This is a genomic window from Lederbergia galactosidilytica (genome assembly GCF_017873565.1).
GTDB lineage: Bacteria > Bacillota > Bacilli > Bacillales > Bacillaceae_C > Lederbergia > Lederbergia galactosidilytica.
In genome coordinates, this window is sequence record NZ_JAGGKH010000019.1 from 31,918 (window position 1) to 46,400 (window position 14,483).

The 14,483-nt window shown below is 36.1% G+C and carries 12 protein-coding genes and 1 riboswitch; of the genes, 5 read left to right on the forward strand and 7 right to left on the reverse strand.

Annotated features, from left to right (window positions below):
- Positions 1 to 171: 171 nt before the first annotated feature.
- From J2Z23_RS17530 to xylA, 3 genes are all read right to left on the reverse strand, one after another.
- The gene (locus tag J2Z23_RS17530) at positions 172 to 504 is read right to left on the reverse strand and encodes a four-helix bundle copper-binding protein (protein ID WP_057995705.1); all 333 of its coding nucleotides are present in this window, start codon (positions 502 to 504) and stop codon (positions 172 to 174) included.
- Between the two features lie 363 nt (positions 505 to 867).
- Positions 868 to 2,367 (reverse strand): xylulokinase, encoded by a 1,500-nt coding sequence (gene xylB / locus J2Z23_RS17535; RefSeq protein ID WP_064468009.1) that lies wholly within the window; start codon positions 2,365 to 2,367, stop codon positions 868 to 870.
- Between the two features lie 27 nt (positions 2,368 to 2,394).
- Positions 2,395 to 3,720, reverse strand: a complete 1,326-nt coding sequence (xylA, locus tag J2Z23_RS17540; RefSeq protein WP_057988121.1) for a xylose isomerase — start codon at positions 3,718 to 3,720, stop codon at positions 2,395 to 2,397.
- Positions 3,721 to 3,853: 133 nt separating this feature from the next.
- Here xylA and J2Z23_RS17545 point away from each other — a divergent pair, with 133 nt between their 5' ends.
- Positions 3,854 to 5,035, forward strand: coding sequence for an ROK family transcriptional regulator (locus J2Z23_RS17545; RefSeq protein ID WP_057988123.1), 1,182 nt, complete (start codon positions 3,854 to 3,856; stop codon positions 5,033 to 5,035).
- Positions 5,036 to 5,531: 496 nt separating this feature from the next.
- Here the strand turns inward: J2Z23_RS17545 and J2Z23_RS17550 are convergent, their stop codons facing one another.
- The gene (locus tag J2Z23_RS17550) at positions 5,532 to 5,705 is read right to left on the reverse strand and encodes a transposase (RefSeq protein WP_128738532.1); all 174 of its coding nucleotides are present in this window, start codon (positions 5,703 to 5,705) and stop codon (positions 5,532 to 5,534) included.
- Positions 5,706 to 6,100: 395 nt separating this feature from the next.
- A riboswitch (cobalamin riboswitch) is annotated at positions 6,101 to 6,283 on the forward strand.
- A 247-nt stretch (positions 6,284 to 6,530) separates the two neighbouring features.
- Between J2Z23_RS17550 and J2Z23_RS17555 the strand changes: the two genes are divergently transcribed.
- The 3 genes from J2Z23_RS17555 to J2Z23_RS17565 are packed head-to-tail and all read left to right on the forward strand — an operon-like array spanning position 6,531 to position 10,242.
- Complete coding sequence (locus J2Z23_RS17555) at positions 6,531 to 8,798, forward strand: ribonucleoside-diphosphate reductase subunit alpha (protein ID WP_082881282.1); 2,268 nt, start codon at positions 6,531 to 6,533, stop codon at positions 8,796 to 8,798.
- Positions 8,786 to 9,226 carry a flavodoxin gene (locus tag J2Z23_RS17560; protein ID WP_420795707.1) on the forward strand — a complete coding sequence of 147 codons (441 nt, stop codon included), beginning with the start codon at positions 8,786 to 8,788 and terminating at the stop codon, positions 9,224 to 9,226. The genes J2Z23_RS17555 and J2Z23_RS17560 overlap by 13 nt, the downstream gene beginning before the upstream one ends.
- A complete protein-coding gene (locus J2Z23_RS17565) occupies positions 9,178 to 10,242 on the forward strand; it encodes a ribonucleotide-diphosphate reductase subunit beta (protein ID WP_057988127.1) in 1,065 nt (354 codons plus the stop codon). Before J2Z23_RS17560 ends, J2Z23_RS17565 begins: the two co-directional genes overlap by 49 nt.
- Before the next feature lie 104 nt (positions 10,243 to 10,346).
- On the opposite strand, the gene J2Z23_RS17570 is transcribed toward J2Z23_RS17565, so the two are convergent.
- Both J2Z23_RS17570 and ku read right to left on the reverse strand, forming a co-directional pair.
- On the reverse strand, positions 10,347 to 10,547 hold the full coding sequence (locus tag J2Z23_RS17570) for a cold-shock protein (protein ID WP_057988128.1): 201 nt from the start codon (positions 10,545 to 10,547) through the stop codon (positions 10,347 to 10,349).
- 310 nt (positions 10,548 to 10,857) lie between these two features.
- The gene (gene ku, locus J2Z23_RS17575) at positions 10,858 to 11,685 is read right to left on the reverse strand and encodes a non-homologous end joining protein Ku (RefSeq protein ID WP_209974712.1); all 828 of its coding nucleotides are present in this window, start codon (positions 11,683 to 11,685) and stop codon (positions 10,858 to 10,860) included.
- Between the two features lie 129 nt (positions 11,686 to 11,814).
- Between ku and J2Z23_RS17580 the strand changes: the two genes are divergently transcribed.
- Positions 11,815 to 13,662, forward strand: coding sequence for a DNA ligase D (locus J2Z23_RS17580; RefSeq protein WP_209974714.1), 1,848 nt, complete (start codon positions 11,815 to 11,817; stop codon positions 13,660 to 13,662).
- On the opposite strand, the gene J2Z23_RS17585 is transcribed toward J2Z23_RS17580, so the two are convergent.
- Positions 13,652 to 14,098, reverse strand: coding sequence for a hypothetical protein (locus tag J2Z23_RS17585; RefSeq protein ID WP_128738534.1), 447 nt, complete (start codon positions 14,096 to 14,098; stop codon positions 13,652 to 13,654). The two genes, J2Z23_RS17580 and J2Z23_RS17585, sit on opposite strands and share 11 nt — an antisense overlap.
- Between the last annotated feature and the right edge of the window lie 385 nt (positions 14,099 to 14,483).

Below are 14,483 nucleotides of genomic sequence, written 5' to 3' on the forward strand. Positions count from 1 at the left end.
ACTTATTTTTATTCTCTAGTTTACACGAGGAATATTCTTTTTAAAAGAAAAGCGCTGATATCGGGAAATCCATTCACTTTCTAGCTGTTGACTATAACTCCATCCTCCTTATCTTTGATTTCATAAAACAAAGGTTTGCCCATATTAAGACAAACCTTTAAAAAGAAAATATTATGCAAGTAGCTTCTGACATTCTTCTGCACATTTTAAGCAAGCTTCTGCACACTTTTGACAATGATCATGGTTATGTTGCTTACATTCGTTTCCACAATCTTTACAAATTGTAATACAGGTAGTAGCTAACTCAGAAACATAGGCTGTTCCTCTAGAAATTGCTTGCTCAAAGTAAGAACAGAAATCGGCACATTCCCTATCTAAGCGAATACACTCAGTCATCTTCTGAACATCATCTTCTTGCAAACAAGCTTGATAACAAGTGTTGCACGCAACCATACATTCATGTAAAACAGTTAATAGTGATTGATACTCATGAGTTTGATTCATTATCCATCCTCCTTCTTTGTTCTCTAATACTCCTATCCTGATTAGTCTTATATAAAACATTTTTATTATACCGATCTAAAAATATTGGTAGAACTAATAGACTGTCGCCAGGAAACCCAGCCATGGTAAAGGGCCGATTAAAGACGTGTAGTTAGAGTTGATTAAAGATTGAGCAAAAGGGAAAGGAACTGAATATATTTTTAAGTGAAAATACGAACTATTAAGATAGTTGATACAAATAGCAAAGGAAATTCTTGGTGAACAGACCCTTTTGGCATTTATGAAAAACCTGCTTTCAGAAAATAAAAAGACTGTAGACGCGTTTCTTAGTTTGTCTACAGTCTAGGCTTGAAGTAATATCTGTTAATCTCGAAATGCTTTAAGTTGTTCATTAATTTCTTTCGTTTGCGGATAAATCTCTTGGTAAATGTTAAACAATTGTTGATATTTCTCAACATTCTCTTGCTTAGGTAAAACAGTTTGCTCTTCCTTCAAAAAGGCATCGGCACATTCCTTTAGAGATTCAAACCAATTGCAACCATAGGCAGCTAACATAGCAGCCCCCATACCTGGCCCTTGCTCACTAGCTAATTTTATAATCTTAGCATTAAAAATGTCGGCTTGAATTTGAAGCCATTCACTGTTTTTAGCTCCTCCGCCAATTGAGATGATAGTATCAATTTGTTTCCCATTTTTCCGAAAGATATCTATCGATTCATTTAGTGAAAAAGTAATCCCCTCTAATACAGCACGAACAAAATCTCTGCGCCTATGGGAACCATCCATTCCGATAAAGCTTCCTCTAATCGCAGCATCCGCATAAGGAGTTCTTTCCCCTACCAAATATGGAGTAAAAAGCAAGCCTTTTGAACCAACTGGCACAGTCTGAATATCTGCTAACAAATCATCAAAGGATTCTTCTGCCGCAAATACATCTTTAAACCAGCTTAAGCTATAGCCAGCTGCTAATGTAACTCCCATCGTATAATAGGCATTGGGGGCACCATGGTTAAAATAATGAACTTTACCACGGAAATCCTTATCATCGCTTTTTTCATAAGACAATACTACTCCGGATGTTCCAATACTACACAATGTACGACCATCTTCTAATATGCCTGCCCCAATGGCACCACACGCATTATCAGCTCCACCTGCAAACACGCGAGTAGAAGGTGAAAGTCCAGTTTTCTCAGCCATTTCTGCTGTAATTGTTCCTACTTCATCAAAGGCTTCTATTAACGGCGGACATAGTGTAGGATCAATTTCCACTAAATCACAGATTTCCTCACTCCATACCTTCTCACTTACATTAAGCAAAAGTGTTCCGGCAGCATCCGAGTAATCCATATGAATATTTCCAGTTAATTTATAACGTAAATAGTCTTTCGGAAGTACAAATGTTTTAGCCTGCTTAAATATTTCTGGTTCATGCTTTTTCACCCATAAGATTTTAGGTAATGTAAACCCTTCTAAAGCTGGATTTTTTGTAATAGTGAGTAGACGTTCTTCGCCAACTTGTTCATAGATCTGCTTACATTCTGCTGTTGTCCGGGTATCATTCCAAAGGATCGCAGGTCGCAAAACCTCATTTTCTGTATCTAGCAAGACTAGGCCGTGCATTTGCCCTGAAAAGCTAATCCCTTCAATATCTTCTGCATCACCAGTGAATTTCTGCAAGAGATCAGACAATCCGGTGATTGTCTGATCAACCCAATCCTGGGGATTTTGCTCACTATAGCCTGTCTTCTCTTGATAGAGTGGATAAGGCTTGGAAACTTCTTCTACCACTTCACCTATTTGGTTCACTAATAAAATTTTTACAGCACTTGTGCCTAAATCAACACCAATCACATATTTCATAGTGTCACCTTCATTCTTGTACTCGGTTTATTCACCAGCAAATGCTGTTAGTAAATACTGGTTAATTGTTGCTTTAATTTTCTCTAGTCGGCCTGATTGATGTTGGATATCCTTCAATCCTAATGCATATTCTTCAAGTTGATGGAAATCAGCTTTTCCTTGGACAATATCAAGACCGATTCCTTCTCTATAACTGCTGTAACGGTCTTCAATCACATCATCTAGCACTTTATCATCGACTAGTTTTTGCGCCACTTTAAGCCCAACAGCAAATCCATCCATTCCAGCAATATGAGCATGGAATAGATCTTCAGGTTCAAAAGAACCACGGCGAACTTTTGCATCAAAGTTTAGTCCACCTTTTCCTAGTCCGCCATTTTTAATAATTTCATACATTGCTAGGGTTGTAGAATAAAGATCAGTTGGAAATTCATCCGTATCCCAGCCTAATAGTGGATGCCCCTGGTTAGCATCGACTGAACCTAGCATACCGTGTATCCGAGCATAATGTAATTCATGTTCAAAAGTATGACCTGCAAGTGTTGCATGGTTTGCTTCAATATTAAATTTAAAATGATCTTGAAGATCGTAATTTTGTAAGAACGCATAACCACTTGCTACATCAAAATCATATTGGTGTGTGGTTGGCTCTTTTGGTTTTGGCTCAATAAGGAACTGACCATCAAAGTCAATTTCTTTTGCATAGTCGACAGCCATATGGAAGAAACGACCGAGATTATCAAGTTCTAGCTTCATATCCGTATTAAGGAGAGTTTCGTATCCTTCACGCCCTCCCCAGAATACGTAATTCTCAGCCCCTAATTCTTTAGCAATGTCTAATCCTTTCTTAACCTTTGCCGCTGAATAGGCAAATACATCTGCATGATTAGAGGATGCGGCACCATGAATAAAACGTGGGTTTGTAAAGTTGTTAGCCGTATTCCAAAGTAACTTTGTTTTACTATCTTTCATATAGTCTTTCATCAATGCTACAATCGTGTCTAAGTTTTTGTACGTTTCTCTTAAACTATTTCCTTCGGGCGCGATATCAACATCATGGAAACAGAAATAAGGGACATTTAATTTTTCAAAAAACTCAAATGCTGCTTCAAGACGGGCTTTAGCAAGGTCCATGCCTTCGTATTGATCCCAAGGTCTCTGCATTGTTCCAACTCCGAATGGGTCTGAACCATCTGCTACAAATGTGTGCCAATAGGCTACCCCAAATCGGAGATATTCTTCCATTGTTTTACCGCCGACTATTTCCTCAGGATTATAAAATTTAAAAGCGTAAGGGTTTGTAGATTTCGGTCCTTCATAATTAATTTTACCAATGTTGTTAAAGTAACTCATATTGAAACCTCCTTGAAATTTAAGTATCATGTAAATGCTTGCAAATGTATTATACCAATCATTTTTAAGTTTGTCTATCGGATAAACTAAGTGTATACTAAATAAATAATTTAAATTGAAAGAGCTGAAAATCATGAAGAGCGAAAAAACCTGGAATCAACATGTTGTTAAAAAGGAAAATAAATTTTTAGTATTTAAAACTGTGATCCAATCTTCTCCTATCTCCAGAGCAGAAATTGCTACTAAAACCGGACTCAATAAAGGGACCGTTTCTTCCCTTGTTAATGAATTAATAGAAGAAAAATTCATTTATGAATCAGGACCAGGTGAATCTAGCGGCGGGAGAAGACCTGTTATGCTTCTCTTTAACGAGACTGCTGGCTATTCAATTGGAATCAACATTGGCGTTAATTATTTACTTGGTGTTTTAACTGACTTAAATGGGAATATCCATTTAGAGAAACAGATAAATATTAATTCACAATCATTTGAAGTGTGGCAAGAAAAGCTTTTTTCCATGATACACAATATAATTCAATCTACGCCAAAGAGTCCTTATGGGATTATCGGAATTGGTGTAGGCGTACCAGGAACAGTAAATATGGATGGGAAAGTATTACTTGCTCCTAATCTGTCCTGGAAAAATATAGAACTTCAGTCCATATTAGAAGAAGAATTCAAGATTCCGACGATTATTGAGAATGAAGCCAATGCTGGAGCGTACGGGGAAAAAAAATATGGTGTTGGGAAAGATTCAAATCATTTAATTTATGTAAGTGTTGGGATCGGGATTGGGGTAGGTATGATCTTAAATGGTCAATTATATAAAGGAAATAATGGCTTTTCCGGAGAACTCGGACATATGTCAATCAATGTGAAAGGAGATCTCTGTCGGTGTGGAAATGAGGGCTGTTGGGAGTTATACGCTTCGGAACAGGCGCTTATTCAACAAGCCAAAAAATTAAACCTCCTTTCAGCTGATCAAACTGATCTCTCATTTGAGTATTTACTAGATCTTGCCGAAAATGGTAATGAAAAAGCCATATATTTATTTAATAGGATCGGGGAATATCTCGGAGTGGGGTTAAATAACATCATTAATATTTTTAATCCCCAAGAGATTGTGATTGGAAACCGAATGGCTAGCACAAAAAAATGGATTCAAACTTCGTTAGAAAGTCAATTAGCTGACCGGATTCAATTTTTTCAAGAAGATGATTTACAAATTAAGTTCTCTAATCTATCTTCCTACTCTGCCGCACTTGGAGTTTCTGCTTTTTCAACAGAAAATTTTTTACAGTTTAGCATTCATTAAAACAAATCGGCGAGGATTCTATTCTAGTAGTTCCTCGCCGTTTTTCATCATTTGAATATAAAAAACGCTATACAATGTGCTCGTTTAGCATTTGCTAAAAGCTGCCCCAAGATAGGTAGTATTAACTTACTACCCGTTTCTGCTTCCCTTTTATTACACTTACCTGCCGCTTCATTTCCAAAGGAGATTAAGTATTCTTATAAAAGTCTATTCAAATCTTTCGTGTAACTCTTTTTTATAAGTTCAAATAATCCTCTCTTGTTTGCCCCACATCATAAGATTTTTCAACGTCTAGTAATCTTTAAAAGTTTGTGGTTCCATTTATTAATAGATTATTACGGATTTCCTTCAAAGATCTAGAGATACCTTTCCCTTTAGAGCAGAAGTGTCCTCTGTTTTTAAGATATCATTCACTCATCCTTTTATCTTTTCAACAAAATCGGCGGACAGAATTCCTATCTTATTGACATCTCCCTTTTAAGCATAATATTATTATCTATGCTTTAAAAAATGAAGCTGGACTGTCGAAGAAGTTTACATCGATTGTTTCTTGAGTAAACACTAAATAATCGTCAATGCCGGATTGCTTTGCCAGGTCACGATAACTAATGATTTCATTTTCATACCGTTGGGCTACAAGTAGCTTAAACTCATTACTATACTTGGACATTTTCAAGACCTCCTAATGTTGGATGGAGCGTCCAACATTAGGGGAGCAGCCAAAGCCTGAGAAGGATTGACACTAGGGAACGCAGGCTAAGTTCCCGCCGTCCTGCCGCAACGCCTGCATGACCCACATCCTGTAGGCCTTCGGAAAGCGATGTATATTTCGGGAGTGGGTTATTTTCACGCTAATAGTTCGGACTTTACTTAAGCGAAAACACTTTTGTCCCAGCCTCGGAATAATTTGCTGAAATCAAATTAATTGCCAAATATTATAGAAAAATGGCATGATTAGCTTTGGACAATTTTAAATTTGTAATGGTTGCTATTAAACATCAATCATGTTAATATCATAAAAGATACTACATTTTGTGTTTTACTCTATACACTAACACTATATATTGATTTCAACAAATGAAGGCACCCATATAGGGTTTAATAGGGAATCCGGTGAAATTCCGGAGCTGTCCCCGCAACTGTAAATGCGAACGACCGGATTAGCCACTGGTTCGAAATAATCGAACTGGGAAGGCCCCATTAGGATGATGCATGAGCCAGGAGACCTCCCTTTTATTTGTCGGAGTTTCATTTCTTCGGGGAACGAGAAGGTGAAACGATAGTGAATAATTGCCTTTCTTTCCTATCGTTTAATTCGCCTTTTTCTATGGCGAATTTTTTATTTTTTATACTAATGATTATCCTGTCCGTAAGTTTTTTGAGAAATGATCTAATAAATATTTCTCCTTGCACAGGGTTGGAATGCTTTGCCGCCCACTCCCCAAAGACGGTTGAGCTTTCTGATTTAATTATATTGATAGAAAGGTGAATTTCATTGACTACAATTATTTCAAAGCAAGAAACACATCCTACCCACTTCAGCCAGGAGCGAATCCAGGCTTATATTCAAAAAGTAACTTCTATTCAATCCCAGGAATATATAGAGAAAGTCATCCGAGCAATTGAATCAAAAGTACAAATCAACACGGACGAAATTACCACAATTTTAATTAATACGGCATTAGAAAATGTTGATGAAGTTAATACCCAGTGGAGTTTTGAAGCGGCAAAACTTTATTTACACAAACTTTATAGACAAGCGAGCTTAAATCGCGGATATAATCAGGAACAAAAATACGGTGATTTCTATTCATTAATAAGACAATTAAGCGACAAAGGGATTTATTCGCCGCAAATTCTAGAAAAATATGAAAAAGCGGAAATTGAACGTATTTCCAATTTAATGGACCCTGAAAAAGATTTCTTATTTGATTATATTGGTCTCCATACTTTGGCCACGAGATATTTAGCAACAGATCATCAAAAAAATACATACGAGCTACCACAAGAACGTTGGTTAGTGATTTCCATGCATCTAATGCAAGATGAGCCAAAGGAAAAACGATTTGGATTAATTGCTGAAGCATATTGGGCTTTATCTAATCTTTATATGACTGTCGCAACCCCAACATTAGCAAATGCTGGACTTGCTCATGGACAGTTATCTAGCTGCTTTATTGATACAGTCGAAGACTCCCTTATTGGGATATACAATAGTAATACTGATGTTGCCCGACTTTCTAAGGATGGCGGTGGCATCGGAGTATATATGGGAAAAGTTAGAAGTCGTGGTTCATCTATAAAAGGCTTTAAAGGCGCATCTTCGGGTGTGCTCCCATGGATAAAACAATTAAACAATACGGCGGTTAGTGTGGACCAACTTGGCCGTAGAAAAGGGGCTATTGCCGTCTATCTTGATGTATGGCATGCTGATATTTTGTCATTTTTAGATTTAAAATTGAATAATGGTGATGAAAGGCAACGAGCACATGATATTTTCACTGGAGTAAATCTACCTGATCTGTTTATGGAGAAAGTAGAAAATCGTGAAGATTGGTTCTTATTTGATCCTCATGAAGTGAGAAATGTATTAGGTTTTTCTCTAGAGGATTATTATGATGAACAAAGAGGAAATGGTAGTTTTAGAGAAAAATATGAAGAGTGTGTTCAACATCCGGAGTTAAAGAAAACAAAAATTCCTGCCATTCAAATTATGGTACGTATTATGAAATCACAACTTGAAACAGGTACACCTTTTATGTTTTATCGTGATGAAGTAAACCGAAAAAATCCAAATAAACATGCTGGGATGGTTTACTCAAGTAATCTTTGTACAGAAATTATGCAAAACATGTCCCCTACTCTGCAAACAGAAGAAATTGTAGAAGATGGAACAATTATTACGTACAAAAAACCAGGAGATTTTGTCGTTTGTAATCTCTCATCTATTAATCTTGGGAAAACTGTTCAGCTTGATGGGGAACAAGAAATCTTAGAACGGCTCATTCCTATTCAAGTGCGGATGTTAGATAATGTCATTGATCTTAATACAATTGATGTCAAGCAAGCGATGATCACCAATAAAAAATATCGCGCAATTGGATTAGGTACCTTCGGATGGCATCATATCCTAGCTCTTAAAAATTTGAAATGGGAATCTAAAGAGGCTGTTGAATTCGCTGATCAATTATATGAACGTATTTCGAAGCTGACCATCAAAGCAAGCATTGATTTGGCAAAAGAAAAAGGAGCTTATCCACTGTTTGCTGGGAGTGACTGGCAAACTGGACAGTATTTTACACAACGCGGATATGAAAATGACGAAGAATGGAAATCCATTATGGAGGATGCTGCAAACTTCGGCTTAAGGAATGGGTATTTAATGGCTGTTGCTCCAAACTCTAGCACTTCCGTTATTGCAGGTTCAACAGCTAGTATCGATCCAATTTTCAAACCTTTTTATTATGAAGAAAAGAAGGACTATAAACTGCCATTCGTTGCACCAGACTTGAATCATCACACATACGATGTGTATAGACGTTCTGCTTATATTGTGGATCAACGTTGGTCTGTGCAACAAAACGCCGCTAGGCAACGCCATATTGATCAATCTATCTCTTTTAACTTCTATGTACCAAATAATATTAAGGCAAAAGTGTTGCTTGATTTACATTTACAAGCTTGGGATTCGGGATTGAAAACGACTTATTATGTTCGATCAACCGCTTCAGATATCGAGGAGTGTGAATGGTGCGAATCTTAATTTGCTATGCCAGTTATAGTGGCAATACAAAGGAAGTCGCCGAATTAATTAATCAAAGATTGCAACAAGAAAATTTCTGCACTGATCTCTATTGGATCGGTGCAGGAAAAATCCCCGATCCTTCTCACTATGACGTTTTCATGATTGGCAGTTTTACATGGGATAAAGGGGCGACACCTGATGAAGTGAAGGATTTTGTATACGAAATCGGTTATAAACCTCCTAATGTTTTTGTATTTGGAACAGGTGATACCCAATTTGGGGGAGATGATTTATTTTGTCATGCTGCTAAAAAGCTGGCAAAATTCTATCACTCTCCCTATCCCCCATTAAAAATAGAACAAAGTCCAAGAGGATCACAGGAAGAAAAAGTCATCCAATGGACGGAAGGAGTTATAGAACATTGTCCACAGTGCTTAGTAAAGTAAATATATTAGATCCGATGAATCCAAACCGCTCTACCGCCCTTTTCGGTGGAAAAGCAAGTGGGATTTTAAATTGGAATGATTTAAAGTATCCTCATTTTTATAAACATCGCGAGCAAATTCGCGCCCTATTTTGGCGTGCAAGTGAAGTCGATATGACTCACGATATTAAGCAGTTTCCGAATTTAACAGCTTCCGAACAAACTGCTTTCCTGAAAATTATTGGCTTATTAGCTACTTTGGATGGTCCACAAACTGATATGGCAGCTAGAATCTCACAATATTCAACAGATCCATCTGTTAAATCTGTGATGGCAACAATTGCTGATCAGGAAAGTGAGCATAATCATAGCTATGCCTATGTTCTTTCCTCTGTAACTACTTTGGATAAACAAATTGAATCCTTTGAGACTGGGCGCACGGATGAAGTGTTATTAGAGCGAAATAGCCGCATTATGGAAATCTATAATGAATTCGCCCAAAATCCTACTATATTAAATGTTTTAAAGGCAATGGTTTATACCACTTTATTAGAGGGATTATTCTTTTATTCAGGTTTTGCTTTTTTCTATAATTTAGCTAGGGACCAAAAAATGGTCGGCACTTCGACGATGATTAGCTATATAAACCGAGATGAACTACAGCACGGAAGGTTTATTAGTGAACTTTTCCGGGCGACTTTAGCAGAGCATCCTGAATACAACACAAGCGAATTTACAGATTGGGTTTATGACCAATTCCGGCATTCAGTAGAACAAGAAACAAAATGGAGCCATTATATTCTTGCAAATATTGATGGTATTGATTTATTAGAAATGGAAGGCTATATCAAGTACCGTGCCAATAAAATGCTACGTTTATTAGGTTTAAGTGAAATTTACCAAGATCATACGGAGAACCCAATGAAATGGATCCGCGCGTACGTGGATAATTTTGATGATACTAAAACAGATTTCTTTGAACAAAAATCAAGACAATACACTAAAACCAGTGATCTGAATGGATTTGACGAATTATAAGGACAAGAAATATAGACAGTAGTAAGAATACAAATCGCTTCAATAACGGTTATCTAAAAGATTTCATAAAAAAACCTAACTCATGATGAGTTAGGTTTTTCGTATTATAGTTTTACAACGTTTTCTGCTTGTGGGCCACGTTGACCTTCAACGATATCAAATTCAACTTGTTGACCTTCGTCAAGTGTCTTGAAGCCTTCTTCACTGATTGCACTATAATGAACGAATACATCATTTCCGCCTTCAACTTCGATGAAGCCAAAGCCTTTTTCACTGTTAAACCATTTTACTGTACCTGTTGCCATTCGTATAAAACCTCCAAAAAATTTTTAATATGTTCTTCATATTTACCATGTAAATAAAAAATCACATATTATAATCAATACCCACTTTTAGGAGCAGATATTCATTATAACATGTGAATTTTAACTCCAAAATAAAGATTGTAGCTGGTATCTGCTATAAAGGATTAATTAGAAATATTAAACTTTAATCAGCTTATGCTAAGCACTTTCATCATACATGAGAAATATGGAAAAAGCAAGAAATTGACGAAAAACTTTTTCGTCTTTTTTCGCCAAAATTCTTGGTATTCCATGGGTTCATGCATATATATTATTTAGATTCTGCTATTTTTTTTGTAGTCTTTTTTCGTTTTGTTGTTTTCTTTTCAGGCTTTGATTTGTCAATAGACGCTTGTAATGCTGCCATCAGATCTGTAATATTTTCTGTTGGCTTTTCTGTTTTCGCTGTGACTGTTTTTTCCCCTTTTTGCTTTGATTGAATAAGCTCCATTACTCGGTTTCTGTATTCATCTTCGTATTTTTCTGGTTCAAATAGGGTCGTTAATTGATCAATTAATAAAACGGCTGTATCAATTTCCTTTTTAGACACCCCATCCTCATTCGGTACATTAGGGACCTCAGCAACATTCCTAACTTCATCAGGATAATGAATTGTTTCCATAAGTAATGTTTTTTCGTATACTCGGATAACAGCTAATTGCTCTTTTGAGCGAATGATTATTTTAGCAAGACCCGCTTTACCAGTTTCCATTAGAGCTTTACGTAAAAGCCCATAAGCTTTAGCCCCACCGTCTGGTGACATATAGTAGCTGCGATTAAAATAAATGGGGTCAATTTCATTTAATTGAATAAAATCAATAATCTCTACAGCCTTTTCCCCTTTTTCCCCTTCTAAAGCTTTTAATTCATCTTGTTCTATTACTACGTACTTTCCTTTTGTTAATTCATACCCTTTTACAATATCATCAACTTTTACCTCTTCTTCACATACAGGACAAATTTTTTCATATTTAATAGGAGTGTTACATTTGTTATGAAGGGAACGAAACTTAATATCTTTATCCTCCGTCGCTGCATGTAATTTAATTGGAATGTTTACAAGGCCAAAACTTATGCTTCCTTTCCACATTGTATGCATTCTAACACCTTCTTCTTGGCTTTTTCTATTAGGATTTACAAAAAAAGAAATTTCATCCACTGTAAGAATTGAGAAAAATCTATATAAAATTGGGTATGCTAATTTCAACAATAAATTAAAGGTGATCTTATGTTAAAGCCAATGCTCCCTACCTTAGTTTTTGATCCACCCACGCAAGGTAAATGGTTATATGAAATAAAATATGATGGATTTCGTGGCATACTCGAATGGAAGGAAAACGAGTGCTTCATATGGAGCCGTAATGGAAAAAATTTATTACCTCAGTTTCCCGAGTTGGAGGAGTATCTAAAAGCGCTTCAAGAACAATTTCATCCATGGCTGCCATTAAAGATGGATGGTGAATTAGTCATTCTGGAGAATGACTATAAAGCCAACTTTTCACAAATCCAGATTCGCGGACGTCTAAAAGCAAAAAGCAAAATAAAGGAAGCCGCTCTTCAACGCTCTTGTCGCTTTTTAGTGTTTGATTTATTAGAGGTGGCCGGTCAATCAAACACTAAAATACCTTATGTCAGCAGAAAAGAACAACTATTCTCAATGCTAAAACAATTGGATTTACCTTTATCACCAACTTGTGGAACGGAAAAACTTATCCAATTCATTCCCAATGCGGAAGATTTTCACCTAGTTACAAAGAAAATGTATGATTATAATAGTGAAGGTATCGTAGCGAAACAAGATGCTGGTACCTGGGAGGAAGGTAAGAGAAGTAGACAATGGGTTAAAATCAAAAATTGGAAAACACTCTCATGTTTTATTACCGGATACGATGAGGAAAATCAATACTTTTACATAGCTGTATATAAAGATGAGCAAAGAATTATGCCTTTAGGTGGATTTGTTAATGGCCTAGATACCGAAACTAAGGATGCCCTTCGAAAAATTGTTATAAATAATTCTCATTCTAAAAAAGGGTCAATTTTTAGAATGGAGCCAGCTATTTGCATTGATCTTTATTATTTAGAGTGGAAAGGCGAGCAATTAAGAGAGCCTTTCTTCAACCAATTACGCTTGGATTTAACACCTGATCAATGTTCATTTAATTATTTTCTTATCAAAGATGCGGCTTTTCCCCAAGAAATTGATATCTCTCATCCAGAAAAACAGTTATGGGCAGGACATAATGTGACGAAAGTCGATTACTTACGCTACTTAAGAAAAATAGCTCCATATCTCTTACCGTTTTTAGAGAATCGATTATTAACAGTCATTCGAGCACCACATGGCGAATTCGGGGATTATTTTTATCAAAAAAACAAACCTGACAGTGCACCGGATTTTGTTAAATCAATTCCATATGATGATAATCATATGATAGTTTGTGATACTTTGGAAACATTGATTTGGCTTGGAAATCAGCTAGCTATTGAGTATCATATCCCCTTTCAAACAGTTGATGATGACTATGTGAGCGAAATCGTAATTGATTTAGATCCACCATCTCAAGAACATTTTCAAATGGCTGTGGAAGCAGCGGCCATTATCAAAAAGATATTGGATTCATTTTCTCTAACCGGTTTTGTGAAATTTTCAGGTAATAAAGGTATGCAGGTGTATATCCCATTACCCGATTCCCGATATACTTGGGAGGAAACACGAATATTTACGGAATTCTTAGCGAAATTTCTTGTTTCATATAATCCTGCTTTATTTACTATTGAGCGCTTGAAAAAAAACAGACATGGAAGGCTTTACGTGGATTTTATCCAACATGCCGAAGGGAAGACAATCATTGCTCCATATTCTGTTCGTTTACCTTCTAAAGGACTTGTCGCTGCACCATTATATTGGCATGAAATTAATGAACAGTTAAATCCGAAAAAATTTACAATTGCAGAAGTAAATAAAAGGATCGAAACAATTGGGAACCCATTCGCCGCTTTCTTCTATACAAAAAAGCATCAACCTTTTGCGCAAGTTCTCAAGACAATTCAAAATGATTCGTTTAATTCGTAAAATAAAGGAGTAAACAAAAAATGCGCTCTTCTTCGTTTGTTTGCCGATCAAATTTTATAATCGGTGTACTTGCCGAGAAGATGCGCTGCATACTAATTGGCATTAATCCCCTAGAAACAGTCATGATTTTCATTCCATTCTTTTTAATAGAAAATGTATACGCTGACTTCACGATCCGATAATCATTTCCATCAGTGGTATGAAATTCGCGTTTGTCGCTTTTTAAAGCTTCAAAGGAAATTTCCTTTCTGATCTTTAATAGTTGTATACCAAAATCATTCACTTTGGCCATCCAATATGTATTTTTTCTATGATCTGTTATAGTGAAAAGTGCTTTTTTCGCTTGCTTTCTTCCTTTTTTTATGGAGAAAACACAATAGCCACTCCCAGAGAACAATTTACCTTGATATGCGGTAACAGGCGATGGCTCTAGCATTAGCAGTACCTCCCCTTCATTGTGAAAAATGGAGGGATTAGGGAGACTATGACTTTTGTATACGAAATAAATATGACGAAAAATAAAATATATAAGCATGGTGAGTATTAAAATCCCTGCGGTATTTGTTGGAAAGAAATTTGTGATTTGCAGTGCTGGAAAAATGATGACCATAAAAACAATTACACATAAAATGCTTTGATGAATATATAATCTTGACATCCCTGAGTAATAATCCTTTATATTCATATGATTCACCTTTTTATATAATGTACAACTAATATATGAAAAGATGGACAAGCTTATGACAAAAACGCTATAAGTATAGTTAATAAATCGGGGTCTTAACTTCCAGCTTTTTTCATAATTTGCTAATGAATATTTT

What these genes read in the sequence shown, in the direction of transcription:
- xylA (WP_057988121.1), bottom strand. Translation starts at nt 3,720, where the DNA reads ATGAGTTACTTTAACAACATTGGTAAAATTAATTATGAAGGACCGAAA.
- ku (WP_209974712.1), bottom strand. Translation starts at nt 11,685, where the DNA reads ATGCATACAATGTGGAAAGGAAGCATAAGTTTTGGCCTTGTAAACATT.
- J2Z23_RS17565 (WP_057988127.1), top strand. Translation starts at nt 9,178, where the DNA reads ATGGACGGAAGGAGTTATAGAACATTGTCCACAGTGCTTAGTAAAGTA.
- J2Z23_RS17545 (WP_057988123.1), top strand. Translation starts at nt 3,854, where the DNA reads ATGAAGAGCGAAAAAACCTGGAATCAACATGTTGTTAAAAAGGAAAAT.
- J2Z23_RS17570 (WP_057988128.1), bottom strand. Translation starts at nt 10,547, where the DNA reads ATGGCAACAGGTACAGTAAAATGGTTTAACAGTGAAAAAGGCTTTGGC.
- J2Z23_RS17585 (WP_128738534.1), bottom strand. Translation starts at nt 14,098, where the DNA reads ATGCTAGAGCCATCGCCTGTTACCGCATATCAAGGTAAATTGTTCTCT.
- J2Z23_RS17550 (WP_128738532.1), bottom strand. Translation starts at nt 5,705, where the DNA reads ATGTCCAAGTATAGTAATGAGTTTAAGCTACTTGTAGCCCAACGGTAT.
- xylB (WP_064468009.1), bottom strand. Translation starts at nt 2,367, where the DNA reads ATGAAATATGTGATTGGTGTTGATTTAGGCACAAGTGCTGTAAAAATT.
- J2Z23_RS17580 (WP_209974714.1), top strand. Translation starts at nt 11,815, where the DNA reads ATGTTAAAGCCAATGCTCCCTACCTTAGTTTTTGATCCACCCACGCAA.
- J2Z23_RS17530 (WP_057995705.1), bottom strand. Translation starts at nt 504, where the DNA reads ATGAATCAAACTCATGAGTATCAATCACTATTAACTGTTTTACATGAA.